This is a genomic window from Citrobacter amalonaticus (genome assembly GCF_002918555.1).
Taxonomy (GTDB): domain Bacteria; phylum Pseudomonadota; class Gammaproteobacteria; order Enterobacterales; family Enterobacteriaceae; genus Citrobacter_C; species Citrobacter_C amalonaticus_A.
On the sequence record NZ_PQMB01000006.1, the window covers coordinates 208,151 to 227,869 of the forward strand.

17 protein-coding genes are annotated in these 19,719 nt (G+C 51.6%); 11 read left to right on the forward strand and 6 right to left on the reverse strand.

The features are described 5' to 3' along the window. The first annotated feature begins 41 nt into the window (after nucleotides 1-41). On the forward strand, nucleotides 42-1,079 hold the full coding sequence (locus C3432_RS23665) for an NADP-dependent oxidoreductase (protein ID WP_103779499.1): 1,038 nt from the start codon (nucleotides 42-44) through the stop codon (nucleotides 1,077-1,079). A 349-nt stretch (nucleotides 1,080-1,428) separates the two neighbouring features. After that, nucleotides 1,429-2,094: a GntR family transcriptional regulator gene (locus C3432_RS23670; RefSeq protein WP_103779501.1), complete on the forward strand. Its 666-nt coding sequence runs from the start codon at nucleotides 1,429-1,431 to the stop codon at nucleotides 2,092-2,094. 58 nt (nucleotides 2,095-2,152) lie between these two features. Here C3432_RS23670 and pqqU read toward each other — a convergent pair whose 3' ends face one another. After that, entirely contained in the window at nucleotides 2,153-4,273 is a 2,121-nt protein-coding gene (gene pqqU / locus C3432_RS23675) for a TonB-dependent receptor PqqU (protein WP_103779503.1), read from the reverse strand. Nucleotides 4,274-4,536: 263 nt separating this feature from the next. Between pqqU and yncE the strand changes: the two genes are divergently transcribed. The 4 genes from yncE (at nucleotide 4,537) to C3432_RS23695 (ending at nucleotide 7,756) form a co-directional block, all read left to right on the forward strand. After that, nucleotides 4,537-5,598 carry a 7-bladed beta-propeller protein YncE gene (gene yncE / locus C3432_RS23680; RefSeq protein ID WP_103779505.1) on the forward strand — a complete coding sequence of 354 codons (1,062 nt, stop codon included), beginning with the start codon at nucleotides 4,537-4,539 and terminating at the stop codon, nucleotides 5,596-5,598. A 328-nt stretch (nucleotides 5,599-5,926) separates the two neighbouring features. Continuing rightward, on the forward strand, nucleotides 5,927-6,805 hold the full coding sequence (locus tag C3432_RS23685; protein ID WP_103779507.1) for a hypothetical protein: 879 nt from the start codon (nucleotides 5,927-5,929) through the stop codon (nucleotides 6,803-6,805). A gap of 48 nt (nucleotides 6,806-6,853) precedes the next feature. Next, nucleotides 6,854-7,114 carry a Tn3 family transposase gene (locus tag C3432_RS23690; protein WP_181012973.1) on the forward strand — a complete coding sequence of 87 codons (261 nt, stop codon included), beginning with the start codon at nucleotides 6,854-6,856 and terminating at the stop codon, nucleotides 7,112-7,114. Between the two features lie 24 nt (nucleotides 7,115-7,138). Beyond that, on the forward strand, nucleotides 7,139-7,756 hold the full coding sequence (locus tag C3432_RS23695) for a glutathione S-transferase family protein (RefSeq protein ID WP_103779511.1): 618 nt from the start codon (nucleotides 7,139-7,141) through the stop codon (nucleotides 7,754-7,756). 38 nt (nucleotides 7,757-7,794) lie between these two features. Here the strand turns inward: C3432_RS23695 and C3432_RS23700 are convergent, their stop codons facing one another. Next, a complete protein-coding gene (locus C3432_RS23700; protein ID WP_103779513.1) occupies nucleotides 7,795-8,364 on the reverse strand; it encodes a flavin reductase family protein in 570 nt (189 codons plus the stop codon). Between the two features lie 204 nt (nucleotides 8,365-8,568). On the opposite strand from C3432_RS23700, the gene nhoA reads away from it, so the two are divergent. Continuing rightward, nucleotides 8,569-9,411, forward strand: coding sequence for an N-hydroxyarylamine O-acetyltransferase (gene nhoA, locus C3432_RS23705; RefSeq protein WP_103779515.1), 843 nt, complete (start codon nucleotides 8,569-8,571; stop codon nucleotides 9,409-9,411). Between the two features lie 208 nt (nucleotides 9,412-9,619). On the opposite strand, the gene C3432_RS23710 is transcribed toward nhoA, so the two are convergent. Next, nucleotides 9,620-10,204 carry a TetR family transcriptional regulator gene (locus C3432_RS23710; RefSeq protein ID WP_103779517.1) on the reverse strand — a complete coding sequence of 195 codons (585 nt, stop codon included), beginning with the start codon at nucleotides 10,202-10,204 and terminating at the stop codon, nucleotides 9,620-9,622. Nucleotides 10,205-10,321: 117 nt separating this feature from the next. Here C3432_RS23710 and C3432_RS23715 point away from each other — a divergent pair, with 117 nt between their 5' ends. Beyond that, complete coding sequence (locus C3432_RS23715) at nucleotides 10,322-11,809, forward strand: MFS transporter (RefSeq protein ID WP_103779519.1); 1,488 nt, start codon at nucleotides 10,322-10,324, stop codon at nucleotides 11,807-11,809. 9 nt (nucleotides 11,810-11,818) lie between these two features. On the opposite strand, the gene C3432_RS23720 is transcribed toward C3432_RS23715, so the two are convergent. The 3 genes from C3432_RS23720 to yddG form a co-directional block, all read right to left on the reverse strand. Further along, nucleotides 11,819-12,250, reverse strand: coding sequence for a GFA family protein (locus C3432_RS23720; protein ID WP_103779521.1), 432 nt, complete (start codon nucleotides 12,248-12,250; stop codon nucleotides 11,819-11,821). 80 nt (nucleotides 12,251-12,330) lie between these two features. Next, nucleotides 12,331-13,431, reverse strand: coding sequence for a porin OmpC (gene ompC / locus C3432_RS23725; RefSeq protein ID WP_103779523.1), 1,101 nt, complete (start codon nucleotides 13,429-13,431; stop codon nucleotides 12,331-12,333). A gap of 551 nt (nucleotides 13,432-13,982) precedes the next feature. Then, nucleotides 13,983-14,864 (reverse strand): aromatic amino acid efflux DMT transporter YddG, encoded by an 882-nt coding sequence (yddG, locus tag C3432_RS23730; RefSeq protein WP_103779525.1) that lies wholly within the window; start codon nucleotides 14,862-14,864, stop codon nucleotides 13,983-13,985. A gap of 235 nt (nucleotides 14,865-15,099) precedes the next feature. Here yddG and fdnG point away from each other — a divergent pair, with 235 nt between their 5' ends. Genes fdnG through fdnI form a run of 3 tightly spaced genes read left to right on the forward strand, consistent with a single transcriptional unit; the run spans nucleotide 15,100 to nucleotide 19,693 of the window. Continuing rightward, nucleotides 15,100-18,147, forward strand: a complete 3,048-nt coding sequence (gene fdnG, locus C3432_RS23740) for a formate dehydrogenase-N subunit alpha (RefSeq protein WP_103829369.1) — start codon at nucleotides 15,100-15,102, stop codon at nucleotides 18,145-18,147. Between the two features lie 12 nt (nucleotides 18,148-18,159). Beyond that, entirely contained in the window at nucleotides 18,160-19,044 is an 885-nt protein-coding gene (gene fdxH / locus C3432_RS23745; RefSeq protein WP_103779531.1) for a formate dehydrogenase subunit beta, read from the forward strand. Further along, nucleotides 19,037-19,693, forward strand: coding sequence for a formate dehydrogenase-N subunit gamma (fdnI, locus tag C3432_RS23750; RefSeq protein ID WP_103779533.1), 657 nt, complete (start codon nucleotides 19,037-19,039; stop codon nucleotides 19,691-19,693). The genes fdxH and fdnI overlap by 8 nt, the downstream gene beginning before the upstream one ends. The last annotated feature ends 26 nt before the right edge of the window (nucleotides 19,694-19,719 follow it).

The following is a 19,719-nucleotide window of genomic DNA, read 5'->3' on the forward strand; positions in this document are numbered from 1 at the left end:
CTACTATTGAGGGGATCATGCCAAAAGTACAGGAGCACATCATGGGTCAACAGACACATCGTAACCGCCGCTGGGTGCTGGCTTCCCGCCCGCATGGCGCACCGGTCCCGGAGAACTTCCGTCTTGAAGACGATGAGGTGGCAATCCCGGAAGAAGGTCAGGTCTTGCTGCGTACCGTTTATCTTTCTCTCGATCCCTATATGCGTGGGCGAATGAGTGATGAGCCATCTTATTCACCGCCGGTAGAGATTGGCGGCGTGATGGTGGGGGGCACCGTGAGCCGCGTGGTGACATCCAGGCACCCTGACTATCAACCAGGAGAATGGGTGTTGAGCTACAGCGGCTGGCAGGATTATGACATCTCTGACGGTAGCGGGCTGGTGAAGCTGGGGGCTAATCCCGAACATCCCTCCTGGGCGCTCGGTGTGCTGGGAATGCCGGGATTTACCGCCTATATGGGGTTGCTGGATATTGGCCAGCCAAAAGCCGGTGAGACGCTGGTCGTTGCGGCGGCTACCGGTCCGGTTGGCGCAACGGTGGGGCAAACAGGTAAGTTAAAAGGGTGCAGGGTGGTTGGCGTTGCGGGTGGGGCAGAGAAATGCCGTCATGCCACAGAGGTGCTGGGTTTTGATGTCTGCCTCGATCATAATGCACAAGACTTCGCGCAACAGCTGGCAAATGCCTGCCCACAAGGGATTGATATCTACTACGAAAACGTGGGCGGCAAAGTGTTTGACGCCGTCCTGCCGCTGCTGAATACCTCGGCCCGTATTCCACTTTGCGGTCTGGTGAGCGGCTACAATGCGACATCTTTACCGGCCGGACCGGACAGGCTCCCGCTGCTGATGGCGACGTTGCTGAAAAAACGTATCCGTCTGCAGGGATTTATCATCGGTCAGGACTACGGACACCGTATTCACGAGTTTCAGCAGGAGATGGGAGACTGGGTGAAAGAAGGCAAAATCCATTACCGCGAGCAGGTGACTGACGGCCTGGAAAACGCGCCGGAGGCATTCATCGGCCTGTTGTCGGGTAAAAACTTTGGTAAAGTTGTGATTCGTGTCACAGAAGAGTCGTAAAGAAAAAATGGCGGTGAAAGCCGCCATAAAAAAAAGTGCAAAATTTCTAATTCCGGCTTTAATTATACTCTAAATAATTCAGGGTGCGGGACAAAACGCGTCGTCGTTTTGAACAGCGCTTGCGCTGGCCCCGAAGGGGCGAGGCCAAAGGCCGAGTAATGCGGCAACGCCCAGCAACCTGAAGTATGACGAGTATATATCACCGCGGAAGCAGCCCACGGGTTGTCATGAAAGTAAATATCACGCGGATAAATTATTTAATTATTTTTTCACACCAGGCGTAATTTTAAGCAGTTTAATCGTCCGATTTAACTGTGATATTGCAATGCAAAGAGGTGAAGTAAATAAAATGCCCGGTACTGAAAAAACACAACATATAAGCCTGACCTCCAAGGTTGAAAATGGTTTAAAACACAAGTTAAGTATTGGCATGTTGCAGCCTGGTGCAAGGCTGATTACCAAAAACATCGCCGAGGAGTTGGGGATCAGCATTACCCCGGTACGTGAAGCTCTGCTGCGCCTGGTTTCTGCCAGCGCGTTGACCATCGCGCCCGCACAGGCCTTTATGGTGCCGGAAATCACCCAAAAGACGCTGACGGAAATCATCCAGATCCGTAGCGAACTGGAAGGGATGGCGGTGATGGCAGCAGCAGAGCAGATGACTGCGGAACGCGTAAAAATACTCTCCGGGTTGCTGACCGAGTATCGACAGGTACACGAAAACGGCACCATTGAAGAATATCTCCAGGCAAACCGGACGTTCCGTTTTAAAATTTATCACTATGCCAACATGCCGACGTTATATGACATGATCGAACAACTCTGCGTACGGATGGGGCCAGGATTACATTTCTTATATGGACAATCACAGCCTAACGTTTATCAACATAGTCTGGAATATTACGAGTCACTGCTGTGTGCGCTGGAGAGAAAGAACAAGGAAGAAAGCCGCGATTGTTTAGTGAAAATCATGAATAAACATTTAGCAATAATTAAACAGCAATATTTAAATTAAGCAATGCTTAAGTAATGGCGAGAAATTAATCTCGCCATAATTCTGTTTCCTGTCGCGGCTATTCAAAACGCCAGGCCAGATTGAGGCCAACGCCATAATTGCGCCCCGGCGCGGGTTCGTAATACCGGCCATTGGATTCATTAACAATCACCGAGCCGACATACGCCTTATCGAACAGGTTATCCACCCGACCGAACAGGTCAACCGTCAGGTTGCTGTAGTTAAATTTATAGCCGGTATTCAGTCCCACCACGGTGTAAGAAGGGGCCTTTGCGCTGTTTTCATCATCGGCCATGATATCCCCCATATAGCGCACATCCGTCCCGGCATACCAGCCTTCGTCCGGGACATAGCCCAGCGATGCAAACCCCATATTCCGCGCAATACCCGGCATCCGGTTACCGTTACAGTTCTGCTCATTACACACGTTACTGCGATACGTTGCATCCAGCCATGTCCACGAGGCTTTAGCCCGCCAGTGTTCTGCAAAACGCTGATCCAGCGCCAGCTCCGCTCCCTGACGCCGTGTTTTTCCCGCGTTTTTGTATGTCGTACGCCCGCCGCTGCTGGAGTCGACCACAATTTCATTATCGGTATCGGTCTGGAAAAGCGCGGCGGTCAACAGGCCGTTACCGATGCGTGTTTTGCTGCCGATTTCAACGGTGTCGTTAGTGGCGGGCTGCAGGCCGAAGTTCATCCCGCTTTTGCCGTCGGCACGGTAGGAAAGTTCATTGATAGTCGGCGTTTCAAATCCGCGGCCTGCCGCCAGATAAATGTTCCAGGCCTGCGTTAACGCATATTTGACCGACCCGGCAGGTAGCCATTTGTGGTAGCTGGCGTCACCGCTGTCATCGCCATTGCCTTGCGTCACATAACGATCGCTGGAATCAAACCAGACCGAACTGTAGCGCACCCCGGCATCCAGCGAGAGTTTATCGGTGAGCTGCCACTGGGTTTGCAGATAGGGATCGACATTCCACATCAGGTTGCGCTCGTCGCGCCGCAGAGCGCCTTTTTGACCATACTCCGGCACGCCGCCATTGAGACGATAGTTATTGTATCCCTTGCGATTTTCGCTCATGTTTTCGTAATTCAGGCCGGTGGTGAAGGTCACGGGAACGACAAACTCTCCACGGTGTGTCCAGCGGCTGTCGACCCCCTGATAATGGCGCTGCAACGTGATTACGCCTCCGGCGTGGGATGGTTTAACCTGTGGTGCCATTGGGATTGACTGGTACTGTGTGGTTTCGCGCTCACCGGCATACATCATGACGCTCAGATCATCCTGAGCGCTAAGCTGCCGCTCGTAGCGTAATCCTGCCTGAGTCTGTTTGATGGTTTTACGTGTGTTGTATTGCTCTGCGCGCGGGGACTGCTGGGGGTTGGCCTTCCACTCCGCTTCGCTTAGACCGCCGGGATCGTCGGCTTTGATGTCCACACTGTTGAACAGGAGAGTCAGTTTACTGGCATCGTCAATGCGCACGCCGAGCTTTGCATTCGCCAGATTTTTCTGTGCACCACTGCGTTCGCGATAGCCGTGAGTGGTAAAGCGGGTGGTAGATACCGTGTAATCCACATCGCCAGCCTGGGTACCGTCGCCCAGCGCCCCGGTGGCCTTCACGCCGTAACGCCAGCTACCAAAACTGCCGTAATAGCTGCTCGCTTCAATCGTTGGCGGCTGGCGACCCGTTTCGGTCGTCACGTTCATCACCCCACCGGACGCGTTGCCATACAGCGCAGAGAACGGCCCGCGCAGGACTTCCACACTCTGAACGCTGTTGAGATCGATATTCGACGTCTGACCCTGACCGTCCGGCATCGTTGCCGGGATGCCGTCCACATACAGGCGGATACCACGAATGCCGTAGGTCGAGCGGGAACCAAATCCGCGGATGGAGAGTTGCAGATCCTGAGCGTAATTTTGCCGGTTCTGCACCTGTAGTCCTGGTACGCTGGTCAGGGATTCTGAAAGGTTAATGCGTGGCGTCGCCAGCCGCATCTCTTCTCCGTCGACCACGCTGATGGCCGCAGGGGTATCCAGCTCAGAGGCCGTTTTCGGCGCGGCGCTGACGATCATCGTTTGTTCTTCCATCGCGGTGTCGGCAAGCGCCAGCGGCGAGACGGCAAGAGGGAGTAACAGAGCGGGAAAAGCGGTATATCGAATGGAAATTATCTTCATTAATAAGGCCAGTTAGCGAGAGGCGTATCGGTATGTGTGTAACCTGTATGTTAATTGATTTGTAAATGTATGAAAATTTTAATGGCACAATGCGTTAAGTGTTAATGGAGAAATTAAGAAGATTGCAGCCAAAACAGCAGGAAGTACTCCACATTGCGATAAATAATGATTACTATTCCCATTCTCAATAATGAAGTGAGTCGACATTCACTCATCAAAGCAATGTATATCCGCTACATATGTGTTTACCAAAGGGAGTCGTCATGCATTTACGTCATCTGTTTTCACCTCGCCTGCGTGGTTCTTTACTGTTAGGTTCACTGCTTGTTGCTTCCTCATTCAGCACGCAGGCAGCGGAAGAAATGCTGCGTAAAGCCGTCGGGAAAGGCGCCTACGAAATGGCTTACAGCCAGCAGGAGAACGCGTTGTGGCTTGCCACCTCCCAGAGTCGCAAGCTGGATAAGGGCGGGGTGATTTATCGTCTGGATCCGGTTACGCTGGAAGTCACCCAGGCGATCCACAACGATCTGAAGCCGTTTGGCGCAACCATCAATAACGCTACGCAAACGCTGTGGTTTGGCAATACGGTCAACAGCGCGGTCACGGCTATTGATGCCAAAAGCGGTGAGGTGAAAGGCCGTCTGGTGCTGGATGAACGTAAACGTTCTGCCGAGGTACGCCCGCTGCAACCGCGAGAACTGGTTGCCGATGACGCAACGAACACCGTCTATATCAGCGGTATTGGGAAAGAGAGCGTGATTTGGGTCGTGGATGGCGAAACCATTACGCTGAAAACCGCGATCCAGAATACCGGTAAAATGAGCACCGGCCTGGCTCTCGATAGCAAAGCGAAGCGCCTGTACATTACCAACGCTGATGGGGAATTTATTACCATCGACACCGCAGATAACAAAATCCTGAGCCGTAAAAAACTGCTGGATGATGGTAAAGAGCATTTCTTTCTCAACCTGAGTCTGGACACGGCCGGCAACCGTGCCTTTATTACCGATTCTAAAGCGGCAGAGGTACTGGTAGTGGATACCCGCAACGGCAACGTACTGGCAAAAGTCGCCGCGCCAGAGTCACTGGCCGTTCTGTTTAACCCGACGCGCAATGAAGTCTATGTCACCCATCGTCAGGCGGGCAAAGTGAGCGTGATTGACGCGAAAAGCTATAAAGTTGTCAAAACGTTTGATACGCCAACCTTCCCGAACAGTCTGGCGCTTTCTGCCGATGGTAAAACCCTGTACGTCAGCGTGAAGCAGAAGTCCACGCGTGAACAGGAAGCCACTCAACCAGATGATGTGATTCGCATCGCACTGTAGAACGGGCAGGGGAGGCTCCCGGCACTTCGTGGTGTATTCGCCTTATGTCGTCGTACTTCGGGGCTGGTCTGGGTCCATGCAGACCAGCCCCTCCGCCCGCATTCCTGCGGGCGGACCCGGTAAACCCGTCAATGTCTCGCCGTTTCAGCACGCTGACTTCAGTTAACTCCGTTGCGCTTTAATAAAAAATACAGCTCGCAATTTGGATAGCAGTTGTGCCCGCACTTTATATAACCATTTTTTGAAAGAAACCTACGAAAAAAGCATTAGCATGGACAGGAGATAACATCCTTCTTATTTACTACCCCTGCAATGAGGTGATTTTAATATGATTAGCTTTTTTAAAGATAAAATAAATATTCACTCTGATAACTTACAAAGTGCCATCGTTAAAAAAACAAACAACAAATCATTATCGGGTAAATCTTTGGAAAAATTGGTGAGCGTAGCCAATACTCAGTATAAATTTAAAAATGGAGAGGCTGATTTTATACTCAGGGATACCCCTTGCATTACTGGCGCGAATTACGAAAAGGTATCCAGGTTAATCAAAGACATTAAAAATATTAAACCTGTAAAAAATGACTCTTTTATTCAGTCTAAAATTTCCTCGTGGGAAGCCAATGCGAAAGAATTGTTAAAAAACAATTGTGAACCTAAGATAGAGAAACAATTGTTGGGTAAAGGTTCAAGAGGAACTGTATACAAAGATGGTGAATTTATTTTAAAGAAAACAAAAAATTCAACACTAAATGAAGTTTTTCATGAAGCAAATATGTGCAATGAATATAATATAAAAGAAGGGGGTTTTCAAAACACAGCAACTATAGTAGATAACTGCATTAAAATGCCATTTATCAACGGCGAGGTTCCTGACACCCAGGACACGCTCATCGGCGTTAACAACCTGTTTAAAAATGGCTTTTTGATGGGTGATGCAAAACCATCCAACTTTTTGAAAACTCCGGATGGTAGCGTGCAACCCGTAGATTTCGGACTTGTATTTAAGCGCAATGAATTAGAAAGCATCGATGTTGAAGTGAAAAAAAACATAGTCTCCGACTATATTAAAGGTGGCTTCAGATATATTCCAGGCGAAATCAAGAAAGAATATCATTCATGTATTGAAAAATTAGATTATATTCTCGGAAAAGATAGCCCCATGCGGAAGATAAATACTAAAGCGCTTTCAAAAGCAGGGTTTTAAATCATTTCCCTGGCTCAGAAATAAAGATTAACTGGGGTGCCGGGGCTGGTGCCCAATGCTGTCATACTCTGGAATATCATCTACATTCAGGCCCCACAGGATCATTTGCGTAATAAAGGCGAAACGATTATTGAAGAGGATGAGGCCAGAGTTTCGCCACCGGGATACGCGTATATCAACATGCCGGAACACGACACATTCACACTTGCAGAGCAGCTAAGGCCACTTAAGCAAGCGGAAGAAACGGATGACTGGCAATTAACGGTAATGAGTCTTCCGCTATACTTCCCCATGCTGCTCTACACTTAGAGTTTCAACTCTGAGGGAAACCGCATGATTAAGGTCTATGGTGTTCCAGGTTGGGGATCGGCAATCAGTGAGGTGATGCTTACGCTGGCAGAGATCCCATACCGCTTTGTGGATGTGAACGGTTTTGATACGGAGGGTCCGCAGCGGGATCTGCTCCAGAAAATCAATCCTCTGGCTCAGGTGCCAACGCTGACGCTGGAAAATGGCGAAGTGATGACGGAAACGGCGGCGATTGCGCTGATGATCCTCGATCGTCGCCCCGATCTCGCGCCGCCCGTTGGTCGTCCTGAACGGCATACTTTTCAACGCCTGCTGATATGGCTGGTAGCCAATGTCTATCCCACGTTTACTTTTGCCGACTATCCCGAACGCTGGGTGCCGGGCGCGCCGGAACAGTTACAAAAAAACTGTCTTGAATACCGCAAATCACTCTATATCTGGCTTAACGATCAACTTAGTGCAGAACCGTATGCATTTGGCGAGCAGTTGACGCTGCTGGATTGTTATCTGTGCGTCATGCGAACGTGGGGACCTCGTCACGACTGGTTTCAGGAGAATACGCCGAATATCAGCGCAATCGCCGATGCGGTATGCCAAATTCCGCAGTTGCGCACCGTGCTGAAGAACAATGCGATTATCTGAACACGAGGACGGGGGCTGACGCTGCAAATCTGGCGTGGTTAACCCGCGACCACTCGCTTGCCGCTGGTGACAAACGTTCCTGCGCCGAGATGGTGCAGGGTATTGAGCTGGTCGTCATCAAAATGCCAGCGCCCGTCAATAAATGCGCGTTCATCGGCTGCGGCAGAGACCACTTCACCAAACAGCGTGTCATATTTTTCTTGCGCCGGGGTTGGCGGCAGCAGACGGCACTCCATCCAGGCGAGGCATTTTTCTTCGACCATCGGTAAGCCGAGAGCCGGTCCCTTTACCACGGGAATTCCGTAACAGTTGAACTTATCTTCATCGCGACCAGAGACGCTGCCGACGGCATACGTCCAGTTGGTGGCAGCGACGCCTGGAATAACGATGCCAAACATGCCGCTGCGTTCAATCAGTTCCCGCGACCAGGCGCTTTTATCCACAACAACCGCAATACGTGGCGGCTCAAACTCCACCGGCATTGACCAGGCTGCCGCCATAATATTACGACGTTCAGTGTGATCATCACGACTGGTGATCAGAATCGTCGGGCCATGATTCAGCAGACGGCTGGCGTAACGTAACTCAACAGGACGGAATCGACTCATCAAAGTGCCTCATTCAGAAAATGGGATAACCCGGTGATAGTAGCGCAACAACCGCCAGGATCGTGTAAATAACAATATCCGACACGGTGATACTCACATTAGCGATTATGTCACCAGTCGCTGTCCGCGACCGCACAAAATCGACGGTAAAAACGTAAAAATCGGTTATAAGTACCCAATATACTCTCTACTGGAATGTCTTAGATGCCTGGTCTGAACGCTTATTTTGCCCGCATAAACTGGTCGGGTGCCGCCGCCGTGAATATTGAAACGCTCCGCGCGCTGCATTTACAACATAACTGTACAATCCCATTCGAGAATCTGGATGTTCTGCTGCCGAGGGAAATGCAGCTTGACGAGCAGTCGCTGGAAGAAAAATTGATAACCGCCCGCCGTGGCGGATATTGTTTTGAACAAAATGGCGTATTCGAGCGTGTTTTACAGCAGCTGGGCTTTAACGTCCGCGGCTTGTTAGGACGTGTGGTGCTGGCGAATCCGCCGAGCCTGCCGCCGCGAACGCATCGACTGCTGCTGGTGGAACTGGAAGGTGAGCCGTGGATTGCCGATGTGGGATTTGGCGGTCAAACGCTGACGGCGCCCATCCGGTTACAGGCTGATATTCCGCAAACCACACCTCATGGCGAATACCGTTTATTGCAGGAGGGGGATGACTGGATCCTGCAATTTCTCCATCACGAACACTGGCAATCAATGTACCGTTTTGATCTGGTCGTACAGCATCAGAGCGATTACGTGATGGGGAATTTCTGGTCGGCGCACTGGCCGCAATCGCATTTCCGCCATCATTTGCTGATGTGTCGTCATCTCCCCGAGGGCGGCAAACTGACGCTGACCAACTTCCATTTTACCCACTACGAACAGGGGCGTGCGGTGGCGCAGATCCATTTGCCGGACGTGGCGTCACTCTATGCGTTGCTTCAGGAGCGGTTTGGTCTGGGAGTGGACGATCCTAAGCATGGCTTTACTGTGTCGGAGCTGGCGGCGGTGATGGCGGCGTTTGATACGCACCCGGATGCGGGGAAATAGCGGGGCAACGTGCCGGATGGCGGTGTTTACCGCCTTATCCGGCATCAGGGCTAGCGGCGTGCAGGGAAAGGATAATAACGGGTTGCTCAAATGTTACTAAATGTAAGTGCAAATGTAATGAATGATGGCTAATAATCCCCCGTCCGGACGGTGATACCCAGGAGGCCCGGGGCTACAGAGAACTGATCCTGATGCCCGCAGATAATCCTTAAATTGGTGTAAAAAGCTCAAAACCAATCATCCGATCCAGGTGTCGTTCAAAAGCGGGGTCGGCCATCTCCGGGATACCGAGCACATACATACCATCCAGACCGCAGACCATTGCAATCAGCCGCCAGGCAATTTCGGCGGCGTCATCTGTTTGCAAAAATTCACCGGCGGCACGCCCTTGTTCAATAATTGCGGTAGTTTCTTCGTGCCACATCTGCATAGTCAGCAGATACGCGCTTTTCATTTCCGGATCTTTATCTGCCTGAATCTGCGCTTCGCGCCAGAGTTTAATATAGGGTTCGAAACCACCGTCAACACTCCCCAACATCGCGAGAAGACGCTCGCGCCAGCTGGCAGACCCGGCAACCTGCTCAGCATCCAGCAGGGCACGAATCAGACCGATGAAAGCCTGCGCCTTTAGCTCTCCGGCGGAGGCAAAATGGTGATGAACCTGCCCGGTGGCGACTTGTGCTTCTGAGGCAATTCGTCTGACCGTCATACCGGCAAATCCGTCTTCCAGCGCGACGCGCATTGCGGCCTGCAAAATCACTTCACGCCGCTCATCCTTGTTCAGATAGCTCATAAGACCCCCGTGCATTGTTTGTGCGGAGAGTTTAACAAAAAGTTGGACATACGTTCAAATTTCCGTAGGATCCCTCAATCTGGACGTGTGTCCAATTTCGTATCTGAAGGGTGTTTTATGTTTCGTCAGTGGTTAACGTTAGTGATTATTGTTCTGGTTTATATCCCTGTAGCAATCGATGCTACGGTGCTGCACGTTGCGGCGCCCACGCTGAGCATGACGCTGGGCGCCAGTGGTAATGAGCTGCTGTGGATCATTGATATCTACTCGCTGGTAATGGCAGGGATGGTGCTGCCAATGGGGGCTCTGGGTGACCGGATTGGCTTTAAACGGCTTTTATTACTGGGCGGTGGCCTGTTTGGTCTTGCCTCACTGGCGGCTGCATTCGCGCACAGCGCCAGTTTGTTAATTGCCACCCGGGTGATTCTGGCGATCGGCGCGGCGATGATTGTTCCTGCGACGCTTGCCGGGATCCGGGCGACGTTCTCAGAAACATATCACCGTAATATGGCGCTTGGCGTCTGGGCCGCTGTAGGGTCAGGCGGTGCGGCATTTGGCCCCCTGGTTGGCGGTATGCTGCTGGAGCATTTTTACTGGGGATCTGTGTTCTTAATTAACGTTCCTATTGTCCTGCTGGTGATGGCTCTGACCGCACGCTATGTCCCGCGGCAGATCGGCCGTCGCGATCAGTCGTTAAATTTTGGGCACGCCATTATGCTGATTGTCGCCATTCTGCTGCTGATCTACGGTGCCAAAAGCGCACTGAAAGGGCATAGTGCCACCGGCGTTATTGTGCTGACATTGCTGATCGGGGTGCTTTTGCTGACGCAGTTTGTGCGTATTCAGCTTGCCGCCTCGCGACCCATGATCGACATGCGCCTGTTTACGCATCGCATCATCTTAAGTGGTGTGGTGATGGCTATGACGGCAATGATCACGCTGGTTGGTTTTGAATTGCTGATGGCGCAGGAGTTGCAGTTTGTACATGGCCTGACGCCGTATCAGGCAGGCCTGTTCATGCTGCCGTTGATGCTTGCCAGCGGATTCAGCGGTCCGATCGCCGGGATGCTGGTATCACGACTGGGGCTACGGCTGGTGGCTACGGGCGGCATGGCATTAAGCGCGCTCAGTTTTTATGGTCTGGCAATGACCGACTTCAGCACCCAGCAGATTCAGGCGTGGATATTGATGGCATTGCTGGGATTCAGCGCCGCCAACGCGCTGTTGGCATCCACCGCCGCCATTATGGCTGCTGCGCCAGCGGAGAAAGCCGCCGCCGCCGGGGCGATTGAAACGATGGCTTATGAACTGGGGGCCGGACTGGGTATTGCTGTCTTCGGTTTGCTGCTGAGCCGTAGCTTCTCTGCCTCAATTACGCTGCCGCACGGCCTTAACAGCCAGCAAATTGAGCGTGCTTCATCCTCAATGGGGGAGGCCGTCCAGCTGGCAAATACGCTTTCACCTTCCGTTGGGGAAGCCGTACTCGAGGCGGCAAAACAGGCATTTACCTGGTCGCACAGCGTCGCCCTCGGGAGTGCCGGAAGCATGCTTATTCTGCTGGCGCTGGGAATGTGGTTCAGTCTGGCAAAGGTAAATCGCGGATAATCCGGAAGGTTAACTGGCAGAGGAATCCATCGCTTCGACCTCTTTACCACTCAGGCGAGCGTATTGCCCTGTCAGTCTCCAGAATGCTGGCTGGGTTTCTGTGTAAATTTCAGCGGCAAGAATAAGACGTCTGCGGTCAACTTCGTTCAGTTCCAGCAGGGTCCAGGGAATGAAATAGCGTAGCGTATCGGTAAGTTTAAACCACAGCGGACAACCGCAACCGGAGCAAAAATAACGCTCGCCGCGCGGGGAAGAAGAGAAGAATGCCGGGTCGGGAGCGTCGGGATCCATCATGGGATGACCGCTGGATTCCAGATACATGGCAATGCCACCTGACCATTTCTGGCACATTGTGCAGTGGCAGGCGTAAACATCGAGGGTTTCTATGTCAACGGTAAAATGGCTCTGGCCGCAAAGACAGCGTCCTGTGAACGTTTGCACGGCATACTCCTTATGACCGGTTCCCTCTCTGGAAAAAAAGCCAGCCCAAAGGGCTGGCTTCTTGTGACACTTAAGACAACTTAGAACTGATAGGTCAGGCCAACCGCAACGATGTTGTCGGTAGTCAGGCCAGCAGCTGTAGCAAATTTGTTGTCGTCCAGCAGGTTGATTTTGTAATCAACGTAGGTGGACATGTTTTTGTTGAAGTAGTAGGTCGCGCCAACATCAACGTATTCAACCAGATCCTGGTCGCCCCATGCACCCATGTCTTTACCTTTGGATTTCAGGTAAGCGATGGACGGACGCAGACCGAAGTCGAACTGGTACTGAGCCACAACTTCGAAGTTCTGCGCTTTATTCGCAATGTGATCGTTACCGAACACGGTCATGTTGCGGGTTTCAGCGTAGGTGGTTGCCAGGTAGATGTTGTTCGCATCATATTTCAGACCAGCAGCCCAAACTTCTGCATTCTTACCGGAAGCATTCAGCTGATTGTTACCATACTCGACCTGACCATCAGTACGGTCAGATTTCGCGTAAGCGGCGCTAGCTGCGAAACCTTCGTACTCGTAGCTGGTGGACAGACCGAAACCGTCACCGTTGGATTCGACTGCATCACGTCCTTTCGGGAAAGTAGGGCTAGCGCTGTCATTTTTGCCCTGGTACTGAACGGCAAAGTTCCAGCCTTCAACCAGACCGAAGAAGTCGGTGTTACGGTAGGTTGCAACGCCGGTGGTACGAGCGGTCATGAACACGTCAGTCTGGGTCCAGGTATCGCCACCGAACTCAGGCAGAACGTCGGTCCATGCGCCAACGTCGTAGGCTACGCCGTAGTTACGGCCATAGTCGAGAGAACCGTACTCAGCAAATTTCAGACCTGCGAAAGCCAGACGGGTTTTGTTCTTGGAAGAACTGTCAGACTCAGTACGGTTACCTTTGAATTCATATTCCCACTGGCCGAAACCGGTCAGCTGGTCATTGATCTGAGTTTCACCTTTGAAGCCCAGACGAGCGTAAGTTTTGTCACCATCATTACCTTCATCGTTAGTGAAGTAATGCAGAGCGGTAACCTTACCGTACAGATCCAGTTTGTTACCGTCTTTGTTATATACTTCTGCCGCGTTTGCTACGCCTGCTGCCAACAGGCTGGTGACTGCCACTGCAACTAATTTAAGTTTCATTTTAGATAATCCTTATAATTTTCTTAATGTGTATCCTAAACCATTGCTAAACGAGGCTGCTCATCAATGGCAAGCTATTTTTAGATTAAGCGGTAGTTCGAATTCAATAATAAGTTTCATAAAATTACAAAATATTTATATATGTGTGATCCAGATCTACATAATAGCTCTCGTGATATTAATAACAACCAGGTATATCCTTAAATAAAATATTTACACAGGGGACTATATACGGATGTATGGTTCTTTTTTCTTTAGTTTTCCACTGCAACTATATGCAAAAATACATTCCCAACTGAACGTAACGTGCTATTTATTTTCATATTTTTATCATTTGACCATAAAATTTAACACCTTGGTAATATATTGAAATTCTCTCAGCACGACTAAATCGATCGATAATTAAACAATGCAATTACTATATGGCAAAAGGTTAGCAATAAATAAAATAAAAATTCTCACGTTGTAAGATGTTTCTAAAGTATGTCCATGACAAAACAGGCAGAAGAAAAAAGAGGGAAAACGGGCCGCATACGGCCCGGAAAATAGCTTCAGGTGCGACGCGTTGCCAGCCAGCAAAGTAGAGAGCCTGCACACACCATAATAGCGCCTTGCCAGAACGAAAAGGATAAAGGCGCACTGAGCAGTACGGCGGCAAGAGCAGAAGAGAGGACGGGTGTAAAATAAGAGCCTACGGCCATGATCGTAACATTGCCATGCAGGATACCCACATTCCAGGCCGCATAAGCAAATCCTAATGTCAATGCGGCTGAGATGAGCTTAATCGTGACGGGGGTACTGAAAATCATGGCGGGTTGCGGTGTCAGAAAATAGTGAACCCAGAGGCTTGCCGCCGTAAGCAAAACGAACACCGTAATCCCGTTGAATCCGCGGGCATATTTATTGGTGACCGTGCAATAGATTGCCCAGATAAAGGCACCGAGGAAAGCCAAAAAATAGCTCAGCGGACTTGTGGTGACATTGTTGATAATCTCAGTGGGGTTCAGACCATTCTCACCTCCCAATACCCAGCAGACACCAGTAAGCGCGAGAATCAACCCAGGGACAATCATCCAGTTGGTTTTTTGCCCATTAAAGAGAATGGCAAAAAGGATCGTCAGGCTGGGCCACAAATAGTTGACCATCCCCACTTCGATGGCCTGATGCCGCGTGGCGGCATAGCCCAGCGACAGCGCAAGGCAAATTTCGTAGCTGACAAATAGCACACTCCCGGCAATCGAATACCCCAGGGGTAAACGCCGGATATTGGGGAATCCGACAGTAAAAATAAGAAGAAGACCGCTTAATGAATAGATCGCCGCCGCGCCACCTACGGGGCCGAGTCCTTCGCTGACGCCGCGAATCAGGCCAACCATCGTGCTCCACAGCACAATCGCGATCAGGCCAACCAGCGTTGCTTTCTGTTTTGTCATTCTTTTTGCCGTTTCCCATGCCTTATAAAAAAACAAGCTGAAATGTATAGCACTTTTTCATCCAGGAATACCAGGCCGCCACTTTTGCCAGTTACCCACAAGGTGGTACATAAAGCCGACAAAAAGGACTATTTAGTAGCGTAAGCGTTTCATTATTGATTTGACGCAAAAAAGTTATGGACATTGCTGTTAGCTTCGTCGCGAAGTTATAACTCTGGGAAAAAAGAGGGAAGCAATGGACGTCAATCGCAGACAATTCTTTAAAATCTGCGCGGGCGGTATGGCTGGAACAACAGTGGCTGCGCTGGGTTTTTCACCCAAAATGGCCCTGGCTCAATCGCGAAACTATAAGCTGTTACGCGCGAAAGAGATCCGCAACACCTGCACATACTGTTCCGTGGGTTGTGGGCTATTAATGTATAGCCTGGGTGATGGAGCGAAAAACGCCAAAGAGGCGATTTATCATATCGAAGGGGATTCGGATCATCCGGTTAGTCGTGGGGCGTTATGTCCGAAAGGCGCCGGTTTGCTGGACTACGTTCACAGTGAAAACCGCCTGCGTTATCCGGAATATCGAGCACCCGGTTCCGATAAATGGCAACGCATTAGCTGGGATGACGCCTTCACCCGTATTGCCAGACTGATGAAAGCTGACCGTGACGCTAACTTTATTGAAAAGAATGAACAGGGCGTGACGGTAAACCGCTGGCTTACCACGGGGATGCTCTGTGCTTCCGCGGCCAGTAATGAAACCGGCCTGCTGACGCAAAAATTTGTGCGTTCTCTCGGCATGCTGGCAGTAGACAACCAGGCGCGCGTCTGACACGGACCAACGGTAGCAAGTCTTGCTCCAACATTTGGTCGCGGTGCGATGACCAACCACTGGGTTGATATTAAAAACGCTAACGTCGTGATGGTGATGGGCGGTAACGCCGCTGAAGCACATCCGGTGGGATTCCGCTGGGCGATGGAGGCGAAAAACAACAATGACGCCACGCTGATTGTTGTTGATCCCCGTTTTACACGTACAGCGTCTGTCGCCGATATCTACGCGCCCATTCGTTCCGGTACGGACATTACGTTCCTTTCCGGCGTGCTGCTGTATCTGATTGAAAATAACAAAATCAACGCTGAATACGTTAAGCACTATACCAACGCAAGCCTGCTGATACAGGAAGATTTTGCCTTTGATGACGGCTTGTTCAGCGGCTACGACGCGAAAAAGCGGCAATACGATAAATCTTCATGGAACTATCAGTTCGATGAAAACGGTTATGCCAAACGCGATGAAACGCTGACGCATCCGCGCTGTGTATGGAACCTGCTGAAACAGCACGTTTCCCGCTATACGCCGGATGTGGTGGAAAATATCTGCGGCACGCCAAAAGCGGACTTCCTGAAGGTATGTGAGGTGCTGGCTTCCACCAGCGCCGCGGATCGTACCACCACCTTCCTGTATGCGCTGGGCTGGACGCAGCATACCGTCGGCGCGCAGAACATCCGCACGATGGCGATGATCCAGCTGCTGCTCGGCAACATGGGAATGGCGGGCGGGGGGGTTAACGCCCTGCGCGGACACTCCAACATTCAGGGCTTGACCGATTTAGGCCTTCTTTCAACCAGCCTGCCCGGTTATCTGACCCTGCCGTCAGAAAAACAGATCGACTGGCAGACGTGGCTGACCACCAATACGCCAAAAGCGCTGCTGCCCGATCAGGTGAACTACTGGAGCAATTATCCGAAGTTTGCCGTCAGCCTGATGAAGTCGTTCTATGGTGATGATGCGCAGAAAGAGAATGACTGGGGCTTCGACTGGTTGCCAAAATGGGACCAGGCTTATGACGTCATTAAATACTTCAATATGATGGATAGCGGGAAAGTTACCGGCTATCTGTGTCAGGGCTTTAACCCGGTGGCGTCCTTCCCGGACAAAAACAAAGTGGTGCAAAGCCTGAGCAAGCTGAAGTATATGGTGGTTATCGATCCGCTGGTTACCGAAACGTCCACCTTCTGGCAGAACCACGGCGAGTCTAATGATGTCGACCCGGCATCCATTCAAACCGAAGTGTTCCGTCTGCCATCGACCTGCTTTGCGGAAGAAGATGGCTCGATTGCCAACTCCGGCCGCTGGTTGCAGTGGCACTGGAAAGGCCAGGATGCGCCAGGTGAAGCGCGTAACGATGGCGAAATTCTTGCGGGAATCTACCATCGTCTGCGTGAGATGTATCGCACGGAAGGCGGGAAAGGCGCAGAACCACTGCTCAAAATGCGCTGGAGCTACAAGCAGCCGGATCATCCTGAATCTGAAGAAGTCGCCAAAGAGAATAACGGCTTTGCGCTGGAAGATCTTTATGACGCCAGCGGCGTCCTGATTGCGAAGAAAGGCCAGCTGCTGAGCAGCTTTGCCCAACTGCGTGATGACGGTACGACATCCTCTTCTTGCTGGATCTATACCGGTAGCTGGACAGAGCAAGGCAACCAGATGGCTAACCGCGATAATGCTGACCCGTCGGGCCTCGGGAATACGCTGGGCTGGGCATGGGCGTGGCCGCTGAACCGACGCGTGCTGTATAACCGCGCCTCTGCGGATATCAATGGTAAGCCGTGGGATCCGAAACGAATGCTGATCCAGTGGAGCGGGACGAAATGGACGGGTAACGATATCCCGGACTTCAATACTGCGCCTCCGGGTAGTGCGACCGGGCCGTTCATTATGCAGCCGGAAGGTCTGGGGCGTCTGTTCGCCCTTGATAAACTGGCGGAAGGACCGTTCCCGGAACACTACGAGCCAATGGAAACGCCGCTGGGTACCAACCCGCTGCATCCGAATGTGATCTCCAGTCCGGTAGTCCGTCTGTACGAAGAAGATGCCCTGCGGATGGGTAACAAAGATCAGTTCCCGTATGTGGGCACGACCTATCGTCTGACCGAGCACTTCCACACCTGGACCAAGCATGCGTTGCTGAACGCTATCGCACAGCCGGAGCAGTTTGTGGAAATTAGCGAAACGTTAGCCGCGGCCAAAGGCATCGCCAATGGCGATCGCGTCACGGTGAGCAGCAAGCGAGGTTTTATTCGTGCTGTTGCTGTTGTGACTCGTCGTCTGCGTACGCTCCACGTCAACGGTCAACAGGTTGAAACCGTAGGGATCCCGCTGCACTGGGGCTTTGAAGGGGTTGCGCGTAAAGGTTATATCGCTAACACCCTGACGCCAAACGTCGGTGACTCCAACTCGCAAACGCCGGAATACAAAGCGTTTTTAGTTAACATCGAGAAGGCGTAAGGGGGCGAACATATGTCTTTGGAAACGCAGGACATCATTAAACAGTCCGCAACCAACTCCATCACGCCGCCTCCACAGGTGCGTGATTACAAAGCGGAAGTCTCGAAACTTATCGACGTGTCCTCCTGTGTAGGCTGTAAAGCCTGCCAGGTGGCGTGCTCTGAGTGGAACGATATTCGTGATGACGTGGGCCATTGCGTCGGGGTGTACGATAACCCCGCCGATCTCAGTGCCAAATCCTGGACGGTGATGCGGTTTAGCGAGACCGAACAGAACGGCAAACTGGAGTGGCTGATTCGTAAAGATGGCTGTATGCACTGTGAGGATCCGGGCTGCCTGAAGGCGTGCCCGTCCGCCGGTGCGATTATTCAGTACGCCAACGGGATCGTCGATTTTCAGTCTGAGCACTGCATCGGCTGCGGTTACTGCATCGCCGGGTGTCCTTTTAATATTCCGCGCCTCAATAAAGAGGATAACCGGGTTTATAAATGTACACTTTGCGTCGATCGCGTCAGCGTCGGTCAGGAACCGGCCTGTGTGAAAACCTGTCCGACCGGGGCGATTCATTTCGGCACCAGGAAAGAGATGCTGGAGATGGGCGAGCAGCGCGTGGAGAAACTGAAAGCGCGCGGTTACGAACATGCGGGTGTCTACAATCCGCAGGGGGTAGGCGGGACGCACGTCATGTACGTACTGCATCATGCCAACCAGCCGGAGCTGTATCACGGTTTACCGAATGAGCCGAAAGTCGACACGTCAATTAATCTGTGGAAAGGCGCGCTGAAACCGCTAGCCGCTGCGGGATTTATCGCGACCTTCGCCGGGCTGATTTACCACTACATCGGTATTGGTCCGAACAAAGAAGTGGACGATGACGAGGAGGACCATCATGAGTAAGTCGAAAATGATTGTGCGCACGAAGTTTATCGATCGCGCCTGTCACTGGACGGTGGTGATTTGCTTCTTCCTGGTCGCCCTGTCGGGGATTTCCTTCTTCTTCCCGACGCTGCAATGGCTGACGCAGACGTTCGGCACACCACAGATGGGGCGTATTCTGCACCCGTTCTTTGGCGTGGCGATCTTTATTGCGCTGATGTTTATGTTTGTGCGCTTTGTCCACCACAACATCCCGGATAAGAAAGATATTCCGTGGCTGAAAAATATCGTGGAAGTCCTGAAGGGCAACGAGCATAAAGTGGCGGATGTGGGGAAATACAACGCCGGTCAGAAGATGATGTTCTGGTCAATCATGAGCATGATTTTTGTGCTGCTGGTGACCGGCGTTATCATCTGGCGCCCGTACTTTGCGCACTTCTTCCCGATGCAGGTGGTACGTTACAGCCTGCTGATTCATGCGGCCGCGGGGATCATTCTGATGCACGCCATCCTCATCCATATGTATATGGCATTCTGGGTGAAAGGGTCGATTAAAGGGATGATCGAAGGGAAGGTGAGTCGCCGCTGGGCGAAGAAACACCACCCGCGCTGGTACCGTGAAGTAGAGAAGGTCGAGGCGAAAAAAGAGAGTGAAGAAGGGTTAAGCTAATTTCCTCTTCTGTCAGTAAAGGCGCT

Excerpts from the sequence above, each read along its gene's own strand:
- yddG (WP_103779525.1), bottom strand. The coding sequence starts at position 14,864 with ATGACAAAACAGAAAGCAACGCTGGTTGGCCTGATCGCGATTGTGCTG.
- C3432_RS23700 (WP_103779513.1), bottom strand. The coding sequence starts at position 8,364 with ATGAGTCGATTCCGTCCTGTTGAGTTACGTTACGCCAGCCGTCTGCTG.
- ompC (WP_103779523.1), bottom strand. The coding sequence starts at position 13,431 with ATGAAACTTAAATTAGTTGCAGTGGCAGTCACCAGCCTGTTGGCAGCA.
- C3432_RS23695 (WP_103779511.1), top strand. The coding sequence starts at position 7,139 with ATGATTAAGGTCTATGGTGTTCCAGGTTGGGGATCGGCAATCAGTGAG.
- C3432_RS23665 (WP_103779499.1), top strand. The coding sequence starts at position 42 with ATGGGTCAACAGACACATCGTAACCGCCGCTGGGTGCTGGCTTCCCGC.
- pqqU (WP_103779503.1), bottom strand. The coding sequence starts at position 4,273 with ATGAAGATAATTTCCATTCGATATACCGCTTTTCCCGCTCTGTTACTC.
- fdxH (WP_103779531.1), top strand. The coding sequence starts at position 18,160 with ATGTCTTTGGAAACGCAGGACATCATTAAACAGTCCGCAACCAACTCC.
- fdnI (WP_103779533.1), top strand. The coding sequence starts at position 19,037 with ATGAGTAAGTCGAAAATGATTGTGCGCACGAAGTTTATCGATCGCGCC.
- yncE (WP_103779505.1), top strand. The coding sequence starts at position 4,537 with ATGCATTTACGTCATCTGTTTTCACCTCGCCTGCGTGGTTCTTTACTG.
- C3432_RS23715 (WP_103779519.1), top strand. The coding sequence starts at position 10,322 with ATGTTTCGTCAGTGGTTAACGTTAGTGATTATTGTTCTGGTTTATATC.
- nhoA (WP_103779515.1), top strand. The coding sequence starts at position 8,569 with ATGCCTGGTCTGAACGCTTATTTTGCCCGCATAAACTGGTCGGGTGCC.
- C3432_RS23685 (WP_103779507.1), top strand. The coding sequence starts at position 5,927 with ATGATTAGCTTTTTTAAAGATAAAATAAATATTCACTCTGATAACTTA.
- C3432_RS23670 (WP_103779501.1), top strand. The coding sequence starts at position 1,429 with ATGCCCGGTACTGAAAAAACACAACATATAAGCCTGACCTCCAAGGTT.
- C3432_RS23710 (WP_103779517.1), bottom strand. The coding sequence starts at position 10,204 with ATGAGCTATCTGAACAAGGATGAGCGGCGTGAAGTGATTTTGCAGGCC.